This is a genomic window from Metabacillus rhizolycopersici (genome assembly GCF_020075705.1).
Map to the genome: position 1 here is coordinate 46,904 of NZ_JAIQUM010000028.1, position 12,352 is coordinate 59,255.

Annotated in this window: 10 protein-coding genes and 2 pseudogenes; 4 read left to right on the plus strand and 8 right to left on the minus strand. The window is 38.1% G+C overall.

Annotated features, from left to right (window positions below):
• Positions 1–374: 374 nt before the first annotated feature.
• Both K9V48_RS13535 and K9V48_RS13540 read right to left on the minus strand, forming a co-directional pair.
• Positions 375–1,250: a CheR family methyltransferase gene (locus tag K9V48_RS13535; protein WP_438803894.1), complete on the minus strand. Its 876-nt coding sequence runs from the start codon at positions 1,248–1,250 to the stop codon at positions 375–377.
• Positions 1,247–3,919, minus strand: a complete 2,673-nt coding sequence (locus K9V48_RS13540) for a CHASE3 domain-containing protein (RefSeq protein ID WP_224139510.1) — start codon at positions 3,917–3,919, stop codon at positions 1,247–1,249. Before K9V48_RS13540 ends, K9V48_RS13535 begins: the two co-directional genes overlap by 4 nt.
• A 358-nt stretch (positions 3,920–4,277) precedes the next feature.
• On the opposite strand from K9V48_RS13540, the gene K9V48_RS13545 reads away from it, so the two are divergent.
• Positions 4,278–4,736 carry a Dps family protein gene (locus K9V48_RS13545; RefSeq protein WP_224139511.1) on the plus strand — a complete coding sequence of 153 codons (459 nt, stop codon included), beginning with the start codon at positions 4,278–4,280 and terminating at the stop codon, positions 4,734–4,736.
• 275 nt (positions 4,737–5,011) lie between these two features.
• Here K9V48_RS13545 and K9V48_RS13550 read toward each other — a convergent pair whose 3' ends face one another.
• Complete coding sequence (locus tag K9V48_RS13550; RefSeq protein WP_224139519.1) at positions 5,012–6,154, minus strand: PP2C family protein-serine/threonine phosphatase; 1,143 nt, start codon at positions 6,152–6,154, stop codon at positions 5,012–5,014.
• Positions 6,155–6,207: 53 nt separating this feature from the next.
• Positions 6,208–6,615 (minus strand): annotated as a pseudogene (locus K9V48_RS13555) (sigma-70 family RNA polymerase sigma factor); the annotation flags it as partial.
• Between the two features lie 17 nt (positions 6,616–6,632).
• Here K9V48_RS13555 and K9V48_RS30180 point away from each other — a divergent pair.
• Positions 6,633–6,689, plus strand: coding sequence for a hypothetical protein (locus tag K9V48_RS30180; protein ID WP_498043125.1), 57 nt, complete (start codon positions 6,633–6,635; stop codon positions 6,687–6,689).
• A gap of 89 nt (positions 6,690–6,778) precedes the next feature.
• On the opposite strand, the gene K9V48_RS13560 is transcribed toward K9V48_RS30180, so the two are convergent.
• The 4 genes and pseudogenes from K9V48_RS13560 to K9V48_RS13575 form a co-directional block, all read right to left on the minus strand.
• On the minus strand, positions 6,779–7,447 hold the full coding sequence (locus K9V48_RS13560) for a hypothetical protein (protein ID WP_224139512.1): 669 nt from the start codon (positions 7,445–7,447) through the stop codon (positions 6,779–6,781).
• A 42-nt stretch (positions 7,448–7,489) separates the two neighbouring features.
• Entirely contained in the window at positions 7,490–8,398 is a 909-nt protein-coding gene (locus K9V48_RS13565) for a hypothetical protein (RefSeq protein ID WP_224139513.1), read from the minus strand.
• A 144-nt stretch (positions 8,399–8,542) separates the two neighbouring features.
• Positions 8,543–8,743 (minus strand): annotated as a pseudogene (locus tag K9V48_RS13570) (CNNM domain-containing protein); the annotation flags it as partial.
• An 89-nt stretch (positions 8,744–8,832) separates the two neighbouring features.
• On the minus strand, positions 8,833–10,341 hold the full coding sequence (locus K9V48_RS13575; protein ID WP_224139514.1) for a mechanosensitive ion channel: 1,509 nt from the start codon (positions 10,339–10,341) through the stop codon (positions 8,833–8,835).
• A 385-nt stretch (positions 10,342–10,726) separates the two neighbouring features.
• On the opposite strand from K9V48_RS13575, the gene K9V48_RS13580 reads away from it, so the two are divergent.
• Both K9V48_RS13580 and K9V48_RS13585 read left to right on the plus strand, forming a co-directional pair.
• The gene (locus K9V48_RS13580; RefSeq protein WP_224139515.1) at positions 10,727–10,885 is read left to right on the plus strand and encodes a hypothetical protein; all 159 of its coding nucleotides are present in this window, start codon (positions 10,727–10,729) and stop codon (positions 10,883–10,885) included.
• Between the two features lie 143 nt (positions 10,886–11,028).
• On the plus strand, positions 11,029–12,352 hold a 1,324-nt coding region (locus K9V48_RS13585; protein WP_224139516.1), incomplete at its 3' end, for an SSO2105 N-terminal domain-containing protein.

A 12,352-nucleotide genomic window follows, 5' to 3' on the forward strand; every position in this document is an offset into this window, starting at 1 on the left:
ATTGCAAATACCTGCAGTCTCTTTTTTTACTGGATTAACTGTTTTTTAAAAATTTCGTCATGGTGTTCTAATTTTGGTGAGTTAAGGTCACCCGTTCCAAATAGCCGGCAAAATAGCGCTGATGGTCAGTGAAATTACGAAACTTAAAAAACAAAAGCTCAGGGCGCCTTGATCAGCCTCAGGCATAGTATAAGACGCTTTTGAATAGAAGGTGTTTTTTGCCTTCAATTCAAAAGTGGCTTATACCCAAGAGGGGCTAGGCGCTGAAGCTGAATGCAGTGTGCTTATCCACAGTACAAGCATTTTATAGTTTCCTAAACGATGAAAAAAAGATGCCTGGGCCCCGATGCAATAACACATCATGGCTCAGGCATCTACACCTTTCGATAGATTCGTTCATGTGAATTAAATTCCTCATATTGCATACCCTTAGGCAAACATAGAAGCGATTCTTTACTTCCGAGTCCAATAAATCCTCCGTTAACCAAACTATTGTATATTAAATTATGCACTTTCTGCTGTAAGTCGTTATCAAAATAAATCATAACATTTCGGCATAAGACCACATGAAACTCATTAAACGAGCTGTCCGTCACCAAATTATGTTGGCCGAAGATGAGGTTCTCATTCAAGGTTGGATAAAAATAAGCAAGCTGATGATCTGTCGTATAGTACTCTGAAAAGGCCTTTTTCCCACCGGCTTTCAAGTAATTTTTCGTATATTGCTGCATTTTCTTAAGTGGAAATGCTCCCTTTTTAGCAGCATTCAAGCCCTTTTCATTCATATCTGTTGCATAGATTCTTGTCTTCTCCGCTAGTCCTTCCTCCAGCATAAGAATGGCCATAGAATAGACCTCCTCTCCTGTTGCACAACCAGCATGCCAAATTCGAATTTCAGGAAGATTTCTAAGTAATGGCACCACTTCGCTACGAAAAGCTGCAAAAAAACCGGGATCTCGATACATTTCCGTCATCTGGATTGACAGATCATTCAATAATCGCTCTAAGAAGTCTTGCTTATGAAGCACCTGCTCCAATAGAGCTGTAATCGTCGGAAGTCTCTCTGCTCTCATGCGATGCAAAATCCTCCTACTCAAGGATGACCACACATAGCCCCGAAAGTCATATCCATACATCTGATATAAGCCCTCGAGAAGCAAATTGATTTCTATTTTTTGAAGCTCGTTTGGCTCTGTTTCCTCTTTATCTGTGAATAAAAGGGATGAAGGATCGATCTTTTTATTTTTCAATTAGGATTCACCTGCTCCGTCATCCATACCCGCATCAACGAGAATAGCTGATTAATATTTAATGGCTTCATAATATAATCTGAAGCGCCTGCTTCCATACATTTGTCTCGTTCTCCTTTCATTGCCTTAGCCGTTAACGCAATAATCGGGAGGTTTTCCATTTTCAGATCGTGTCGTATGATCTTCATGGCCTCATAGCCACCCATCACCGGCATCATAATATCCATGAAAATCAGGTCAAAATCAGCTTCTTCTTGCAAAATATCTATTGCTTGTTTACCGTTCTCAGCTACTTGAACCTTAACTCCCTTTTTCTCAAGAGCCGTTACAAGCGCGAATACATTTCGACCATCGTCCTCTACTAGAAGTACTTTCTTTCCTTTAAACAATTGTGCATCTGAACTTCCAGCTTCGTTTCGTTCGACCCATTTCGATTCTGTATCTTCCTTTGTACTTTCAGATTCCTCATGTATCTCACTAACGCTTGCTGCCACTTCTGCAAGTGCCGGATGGTCCACTTGATCTTGATAATCCGATTCTGACCTGCTTGGTATATATAAGGTAAACGTACTTCCCTTATGTGGTTCGCTTTGAACATCAATAGCGCCGCCAAGCAAGTGTGTAAATTCCCGGCAAATCGATAACCCTAGTCCAGTCCCGCCATATTGCCGGTTAGTGGTACCGTCGACTTGTTGAAATGCCTCGAAAACAATTTGCTGCTTATCGAGTGGAATTCCGATTCCTGTATCGGTTACAGATATCGACAGTACAGGCCCCCCTACTTCTAAACCAAACAGCCCTTCAACATTTTCAGGATGAGCAAGTGCAATTCGTACGGTGACAGAGCCCTCTTCGGTAAATTTGAAGGCATTTGATAAAAGATTCTTCCAAATTTGCTGCAATCTTTGTCCGTCCGTCGAGATGATAGGAGGTACGTCTGAATCTGTATGCACTTCAAACGTCAAATTCTTTTTAGCAGCAACCGGGTTGAACATATTCTTCATCGTCTGTGGAATTTCTGTCACATTGACTTCATCTGTTAAAATTTCAATTTTACCCGCTTCAATTTTAGATAAATCAAGGATATCATCAATCAGCCGCAACAAATCTCCGCCGGCACTATGAACCATGCTCGTAAATTCTCTCACTTCTGACATATCCATTCCATCTTTATTCTCCATAATCATTTGTGACAAAATGAGAATACTGTTCAAAGGCGTGCGAAGCTCATGAGACATATTTGCCAAGAAATCCGTTTTGTATTGCGAACTCATTTCTAGTTGCAATGAATAGCTTTCCAGTTCATCTTTCGCTATCTTGAGCTCCAACGCTCGTTGTTCAGCAGTATGCTTCTGCTCTTCCAAGAATTCATTCGCACTTAGCAGTTGTTCTTGCTGCATTTGCAATTCTTCTGATTGTGCTTGGAGTTCTTCTGATTGCGTCTGTAATTCTTCTGTTAATATTTGAGATTCCCCTAGCAGCCTTTCCACTTCCATCTGTCTGGCTACATTTGTAATGGCCGAACCAAACTTGTCTTGAAGCTGATCCAGTAAAGTAATATGCTGTGATAAAAGCGGCTGAAGCGTCGCGAACTCGACCACCGCTTCTACCCTATCTTCAACGAGAATTGGGGCAATTAATAAATTTCGAGGAGAAGAAGCCCCTAAGCCTGAAGTCACTTTGATATGCTCTTCCGGCAGCTTATCAATGAGAAATACTCTTTTATCAAGGGCTGCTTGGCCGATCAACCCTTCTCCCAATCGAAAGCTGACTGAGGCTCGTTCCTCATCTGCTATGGCATAGCCAGCTACTTTGACGTAGTGAATTTCACCCTCATGACTTCTACGAAGATAAATAACCCCGTAAGTAGCTTGAAGCAAAGGAGCAAGCTTTGAAATAAAGGCTTGCGTCAATTCTGTAATATCAGTAATCCCCTGATACATAGTTGAAATTTCTGCTACACTTTTCTGTACCCAACTTTGTTTCTCGAGACTATAAAGAAGATCGTTCATCGCTTCAGCCAGCTCCCGGGTCTCGTCCTTCGTCTTCACTTCTATGCGTGTAGTCAAGTCAATCTCTGAATCTGTAATACTCTTAATTGTTTTTACAACTTGTCTAATGGTATTCACAATCGAATTAGACAAGAAAAAGGCTGTAGCTATCGTAATCGCAGTCACTAAAATGATGATTGCATACAACGTAATTTTTAAATTCGTATTGCCCTGATTGAGCTGATCAATACGTTCAGCCGTCAATTTTTTTTCTTCTGCAAGAAATGAATCCAACTGTGTTCGCAGCTGATCCGTAACTTCCTTTCCCGTGTTACTCTCGAAATGCTCATTCAAAGCAGATATGTTATTTTCCTTTTTGTGATTAATGACATATTCTCCGGAATTTGATATCCAGCTGATAATCAGCGGTTTAATTCCCTCTAAATTCCGCTGCTGCTCCCCGTTATCAGCTACCAAAGAATGAAGCTTATTGTAGTTGTCCAGCCAGCTTCTACTCGCTAAATTATAAGGCTCAAGATAATCCTCATCTCCCGTTATTGCATATCCCCTTATGCCGGTTTCCATGTCTAGTACATTTTTTTGAATCTGATTCGCCAGCTCTTGTACTTCAATATCGTGTTGGGATAAGAATTTCACCTCATTTTGCAGAACTGTCATCCTATTAATCATGATAAGTAAGGATAGGACCAAGCAAATTAAGATGGTTAAATAACCGGTAAAGATTTTAGCTTTTATATTGTAATTTAAGCCTTTTATTGTAACCGCCTCCTAGTAAAGTTGGTCTATCAAACCTACTTTACTCTATCATAACGTCTATGAGAGAACCATTCAAATTGAGTGATAAATTCATCCTCAAACTTATTTTTTATTCTATACCTATACCTATACCTATACCTATACCTATTTTTATCCCTTTTGATACTTTCTAGCAAACTTTTAATTTATGGTTTCAATAGTTTAATTGGAGGGTAAAGAATAGGTATCAACATTATTACAATAAACGGAGGGTTAAAATATGGTAAAGACAAAGAAAAAAAATGAGGGATTAACAGAGAGACTCAACACCCAAGTGGCTAATTTTTCAGTTCTATATATGAAGCTGCACAATTACCATTGGTATGTGAAAGGAGAGAACTTTTTCACCTTGCATGTAAAATTTGAGGAGTTATACACAGAAGTTGCCCTACATCTAGATACAATCGCAGAAAGAATGCTGTCACTGCGCTCTGCACCAACAGCAACATTAGAAGAGCAATTACAACTTTCTTCCATAAAAGAAGCGACAGGTGATGAAAATGCACAGGATATGGTCAAGATATTAGCTGATGATTTTAACACCATATGTTCTGAATTGACAGAGGGAATAACCTTAGCCGAGGACAATGATGATCAACCAACTGCTGATATGTTCATCGCCATCCGTAATTCATTAGAAAAACATAGATGGATGTTCGCAGCCTATCTAGCAGAGTGAATGACCCCGGTGCAAACCGACCTTCAGCAAAATTAAGGTGAATCAGAAAAGCACAAGCGCCTTGATCAGCCTCAGGCTTAGACCCAAGAGGGGCTAAGCTCTGGAGCTGGATGTCGTGCGCTTATCCACATTACAAGAATTTTATAAATTCCTAAACACAGAAAAAGGCCATAGAAGGATTCCCATCCTTCCATGGCCTTTTGGTACTTTTTTTCGTTTTAATCATTAGATCCTGTTCCATCCTAGAGAACCTTCTCCGGTGAATGTAATCAACGTCATGCGTGTGTTGTCATCATGACCAAACACATATCGTCCTTATGACCATTGAGCAGCTCTGAACTTGGCAGCAAATGATGAAGTAAGGTTTCAGGATTATCATTGTCCTGATCTTGTAAGCTGCTGATTAACTTAGAAATAGCATCCTCATGTTCCTCCTCCAACCATTCGGACAGGCCATCTGTAAATAGTAGAATACGAGCTTCTTGCTTGTAAGGAATAATGCATTTGGTTACTTCAATATTTTCAAAAAAACCAAGTGCACAACTGCCTTCCGTCAAAAGCTTTACTTCATCATCCACAATCGCAATACCTGCCGGATGCCCTGCATTCACGTACTCTATTGACTGTTTTTCCGTGTCTAGCACAAAGTAAATGGCAGTGAAATAATAGTTTATCAAACTATCAGGCATCTGTAGCTGATTCATCCGCCGATTTAGTTCTTTTATTACATCCACTGGATCACCCTTACCGGTAATCGTATCCTTTAAGGCGGAATATATGTACATAGACACCAGTGATGACGAAATACCATGCCCCATCACATCAAGTAAAATCACACCATAGCGATTTGGGCTAATCGGGTACCAGGCGTATAAGTCGCCAGCAAGCTCATACGTAGGCTTGTAAACAGCCGAAATCTTTACATTTCCTTCCTGAAATGGACCGATAAGCATACTTCGTTGCACTTGCTTCGCCAATTCCAAATCATTTTGAATTCGCCTATTATGTTCCTTCCGTAAGTCCTTTTCATACTTTAGTCGAAGTACTGAACGTATCCGAGCCAACAACTCAATTTTATTGATTGGTTTCATAACGTAATCAAGGGCACCCGCATCCATCGCCTTGGCCATTTGATTTGAATCCCCCACTGCCGTGACAAAAATAATAGGAAGGTCGTAGAACCGCTCATTCGAAAGGATTGTTTGGCAGGCTTCCATCCCATCAATTTCCGGCATCATCAGATCCATTAGAATTAAATCTAGGGGGACTTCAGCCGATTTAGGCGCATCAAATTGCAAATATTGATATAACTCCTTCGCAGATGACAGCAAAACCAGTCTATTATAGCCGGCTTTCCGCAAGATTTTCTCAATAATCATTAGATTTGTTGCATTATCATCTACAACGGCAATCTTCATAGGCATTTTTAGCCATCACCTCTTTTGTAAAAAGCTACCAGACTCCCATCTTTTCAAACATGATTTGTCCTTTGTTGGGTTTCGCTGCTGAGCGCCTTACGTAATTTTTCAATCGCCTTTCTTTGTAGTCGAGAAACATGCATCTGTGAAATCCCTAAAGATTCACCTGTTTCCTTTTGACTTTTATTCTCTACAAAAGTTCTATGGATAATTTCCCTCTCTCTTTTTGATAGAACATGAAGAACGCTCTCGAGGAAAATTTTTTGGTCGACTTTTTCGAAGCCTTCATCATGGGATCCCATATTTTCTAAGATCGTAACCTGACTTCCCTCGGAACCCGTTTCAATGGATTGATCCACAGAAGCGGCTTGATAACTTTTCCCCATTTCCATCGCTTCTAATACTTCCTCTTCTGAAATGTCCAAATACTCAGCGATTTCCTGAATCCTTGGTGACCGTTGATATTGAAGATAACAATATGGTCAGTGAGGGTGCAATGTATTCAGTAAAATTTTATAATGAAAAAATTCAATGATTAAAAAGCGGTTGGGGTACTTTTACCCCAACTATTTTCCTGTGAGGCGAAAAAATAATCTACTTTTTTATCTATTTATTTGGTCATCATTATAGGGAGGCTTTTTTGCTTTTCAATCGAATCCCTGAATTTAAAACGAACGTTTCTTGCTTTTCAATCCGTTCAATTTCTTTATCATGGAACGTTTTGAATGCTTCGAATGTTTTTTCGCAAAGCCTTTTGTTCGTTTTCGTTCCTACTCTATTTGAATTCCGTAACAAAAATGCTGAATATAAATCTCGTTGAATTTTTGTTCCATCATCAAAAACATGCCATCTTTCTCTCAATTCTTTCTTCTTATAATCATTCGCTTTATGGTCGTACTGACTAGCTTTGAATGTCTGAGTATTCACTTTTTTAAAGGTGCCACCATTGGTTTTAACTTTGCGTTCTAATATACTTAAAAACATGGCAGGGGCACGATGTCCAATGCTTTTTCCAAATCGCTTTTTACGTTTGAATTTGCCTGTTTTTTCGCTGATTTCTGTTTTCTTCGAACGTTTTTGTAAGCCTTTTATGTTCATTTCTTCCCAATAATGTTCATCTCCGAAGGTAAGAAGTTTATTGGTCAATCTATTATGAGATTGCTTTCTACTATCAGCTTGTTTTCTATGCAATTCTTTCAATTCAGACTTCAACTTCATATAACGTTTAGAGAAAATCCATGTCTTTTTCCCTTTTTTAATCGTTCTATTTTCATTGAAGTAATTCGGATTCATCGCACGTTTGGAACGGTCCATTTTCCGTTGAATGAGTCGAATTCATCTTGATCGATTCATGACATTCTCAGCTAAATTAGTTAGGAGAACTTCATTCTCACCAACTACCGCAATAGAAGAAGTCCCTAAGTCTCCACCCACACGTCCCGTACCTAGTTGATGCTTGAACGAGCCATCCTTATTACGTTTTGCTGGAGGAAATCCTTGAACTGTCAGCTGAGCAAAATAGCGAACGTTTCCACGAATAACACGCTTTAAAACACGAACATATTTTACTTTGTGCGAAGCATTTTTAAGTTCACCTTTTTTGGTTTTGTATTCAAATTCAAGATTGCTTTCAATTGCCAATAAAGCTTCCTGTATGTATACATCATTTTCTTTGATTTTTACATTTATTTTTGATTTTCCAAAAACAATTTGTTTCTTTCGATAAAACCAACCGGTACTATTTTTCTTCCCTTTGAAACTAACCATTTCTCCCTTCTTAAGAAATTTTACTTTTTTGGCTTCGCCTTTCAACTTCTTTTTGACTGTATTCCAAGAGCGAGTCGCCACTTTTTGAGCAATATCAGCGTTTAACGTATCACCGAAATGTTTACGAATGGGTTTAAGGTAATTATGTATGGAATATTCCGATAAATGAAACTGTTGTTGGATGTCAAATAATTCACTTACTAGTTGTTTTTTCTCAGCTTGATAGAATTTTATTTTCTCTTGGTTTTCTTGAGTTTCATAATAAGAGAGTTTTTTAGAAACAGCTCGAAGACATCTTCTTACCTTTTTATATTTCTTTGTCCGTTTCATTTGCTTTTCACGTTTTACTAATTCCCCAAGGCACGAATTATAAATGACACGACTTACTTCTAAATCGCTCCCAATGCTACTTATAATAGAAGGATTCGTCTCCATCTCCAACGTTAAAACAAATGAAGGTGCCGTTTCTTTCACCATTTCTAAAACTCCCTTTACGAACTAATGTTCCTATATTGATTATAACAAAATAACTTTATTAATTGTACCTTTTTAGGAGGAAAATATAAAAAAACGCAAATTCCTCCCACACCTAAAGGAATGGGCCTCCTTTGCTTTAAATTCCGTGATTCCGAGTTGACAGGCTGATAGATATTCATCAAGGTGGTTAACTACCTTGATCGCTGAGACATCGCCCTTTTTCCCTTCAGCCATCAATTGTTCAATGCGAGATGTCCGGACTTTTACGATGGCAAATTCGGTCGCGACAAAAAATCCAGTTAAGGCGATTAATAGTACAATTACTAATACGTTTATCAGCAACATTGGGCGCCAACACCTTCCTTGTATTCATCTTTCCTAGCTAAAAATAACAATCCGAAATCATTGAAGGTTTCGGATCGTTAAGGTCGAGCTTATAAATTATTATTTCCTTTGTCCACTTTGTCGTCTAGTTTACCTAAATATTTTGCCGCAAACTCTTTTCCTCCGAGGCCGAATGCCAGACCAAATGCCAGCGCCAAACCGCCTAAGATAAGAATAAAGGCAGCATTTACAATGGAATGGGCAACACCCAGTTGATCTAATGCCATAAACACAGTAATCGCAAAGATGGTATATTTTGCTATAGCTGCAAGGGTGCGGGAGTAGCTGTGTTTTACTATGTTTTGTAAAATACGCTCTACTAAATGACCTAAATATAAACCAATCCCTAAGATCATAAGTGCTGCTAACAGCATTGGCAGATAGGCAATTACCCCTGTTGCTAAGGTGACTAAGAAGTCTAAATGAACAATTTGTAAGGCTTCCACAGTAAATAATAAAACAACAACAATTTTGGCAAGCAAGCCCACCATTTGAGACAGGGTGTACTTCGGTTTTTCCGGAGTTAATGAGCCGATACCGATTTGGTTAAAGACACTATCAAACCTTAAACGCCAAAGCATTTGTGTGACCATTCTGTCCACCCATTTTCCAAGCCATATACCTACTAACAATAGCATGACAGCAACCGCAATGTTTGGGATCATTGTCAGAACATCCTGAAGCATCTCAATGGCTGGATCGGCAATTCCTTTCAGTTCCAATTTTTCCAAGGCTGTAATAATTGTTGGAATTAAGATGAAGATAAACACAATATTTCCGATCATACTTGATAGACCTGTTTCTTCTACATTTTTTGCCAATCCAAACCGCTGTCCGAGATTGTCTGTCCCTGTACTTTTTAAAAAGTTTGTTAAAATATCACGAACCATTTTTGCAATCAGCCAGCCGATCAATAGAATAAACGCAGCTGCAAATAACTTAGGAATAAAAGCAAGGATTGTGGAAAGAGCATTTGAGAATGGTTCTGAAATACCTTCCATTTGCAATGCTGCCAATACTCCTGGTAAAAACAGCAGGAGAACAAAGTAGAAGATTGCTTTAGCGATACTGTTCACTTTGTTGGAAGCTTCCTGCTCACTATTTGTCATTTTCCATTTTACTAGCTTGCGTTCTAAATGAAACATCGTTGCCACTTTTTTAAAGAGAAGACGAAGTACAATGGCAACCACCCAAGCAAATAGTAGAATCAGAGCCGCTTTTAATAGATGAGGAATAGCTGCTGTCATTGTAGAGACCATTTCTACGAGTGGTTCTGCAATCAGGCTTAGGTTAAGGATATTGAAAAAGATAATCCATACCACAATCAGTAAGGTATAGTAAATAATTTTCCCACTAATGAATTCAATTGAGTGTTTTCTTCTCCCAAAATCTGAAAACAATTTATTATCCAGACTTGTTTTCTTTAGTGCAGCTTCTACGACTTTTCCAATCCCTTTAGCAATCAGCCAGCCAATTAATAAAACAAGAAGCGCTAATAGTAGGTTAGGGATTTGGTCAGTGTATATGTACCAACCATCCATCATATCTCTTATGTTCATTTAACATCTCTCCTTTTCTCTATCTCTCATTTGGTTCGGTTAATGTAATACCCCGCCCACTTTATTTCAAAACATTATTAACTAGATAAAGTGAGACTTCCATCAGTGGGGTTTTCTTCATCCCCACTGATGGTTAGCGAGACTTATCACGCTCAAAACGCCACATCCTGTGGCTTCGCCTGACTTGGACGTCAATCGTTCGTCGGATCTTTACGGGCAGTTATCTCCCACTTATCTTTTTTGCTTCTCTCGAATCTTGAAGTCGGAGTTTTACTGCCCGTTAAGGTGGGATATTTTTTTTTGTCTGCCTTCAGAAAAAAAGATTTCACTTCCATTTTCAATGGGAATACAATCACCAGTTCGATTAACAAAAGGAGGAGAGAAAATGAATAAGAAAACATTTTTAACAGGTGGATTGGCTGTGTTATTTACATTTGGCGGTTTAGCTGGATGTGGCGATTTGGTGGACCAAGATAATAGCATTAGTGATGGTGAGCAAAAAGATGTGGTGGTACAACAGTTAATTGAAAAATATAACAAATAGTAACATTTAATAATAAAACGTGCTGTTTTATTGTTTTTTTATCTTAACAATTTTTTCTTCATTTCTATTGAATTATTTTATGGAATTTTATAAAATAAAAATATATACAAACATACGTTCTTGTTGAAAGAGGTGCATCTCTCATGGCAAAGAAAAAAAGTTCTTTAACGTTTACATATATTGGTACAATGGAGAAATCCGATGACGTTGAAACGATTGTGTTGGATGAAATCATGCGGAAGTTTCAATCTAGTAAACGTTACTTACGTGAACGAATTTTTGAAGGTAAAAATCGAAAAGAAGCTGTAGATATGGCAAAACCTTTATTTATCAATAATTCACGTTACATGAGAGATGCATTTCTTGAAGCAGAAGCATCGATTTCTTCACATAAGGAATTGTTGCCTACTTACATCCAACAAAATCAATCGAAAATAGCTACACTAAATGAACAAATGACTAAATTAGCCCATTCTAAAAAGAGGAATAAGGATGAAAAAATAAAGTATAAGCAGGCGAGATTAAAAAAACTGACGAAACAAAATAATTATTATCAATACCACCTTGATAATGGTACAGTCCCCAAAATGGTTGATGGGTCTAAACAGCTGTTTAAGGAGTTAGTACATAAAAAAATAACAAAAGAAGAATGGCGGGACGCAAGAAGCAATGCAGTTTATTCTCGTGGGGAAAAATCCAAAGGTGGAAACAAAAACATTAAATTGTCTTATCTAGGAGAAAATCTCTTCGAAATGCGGGTATTAAATCCTTTTAGTGACAAAAGAGGCGATCGATTATCTTTTGTGGTTTGTTTTCCTGATAAATTTGTCTTTTCTATAGCTTCTTATTTAGAAACAGGCGAATCTTATTCCGTTCGTATTTTACGAAGAAAAGATAAGTACGAGGTACATTTCGCAATGGAAGAAGAAAACTCATGTGAACCTACCTTTGAAAAAGGAATCGCTGGACTAGATATGAACCCTGATAATCTTTCCGTTACCATCGTTTATCCGAATGGTAATTTTAGAGCTTCTAAAGTATTTTGGATGCATGATATTAATACAGTTTCTGCCAACAAACGTGATTGGATCATTCAACAAACGGTAGTAGAGATGCTAATGTGGGTGAAATCATTTGGCGTAGATACGCTATCTATGGAAGAATTAAAGTTCTTACAACAAAATAAGAACGCTTCATTTAATCGAATGGCAAGCAATTTCTCTTACAGTAATATAACAAAGACACTTATTTCTGCTTGTTTTAAAGAACATATCGCGCTCATACAAGTGAAACCTTATTATTCGAGTTTCATAGGTAAAATGAAGTACCAACAAACCTATGGCTTGTCCATACACCAATCTGCTGCTTTTGTATTAGCCCGAAGAGGGTTGGGTTTTGAAGAAAAAATACCGAAAGAATTGTTGTTAGTCCTTTTTGCAAAGGAAGCAAAAAAGGGACAACCTCTTT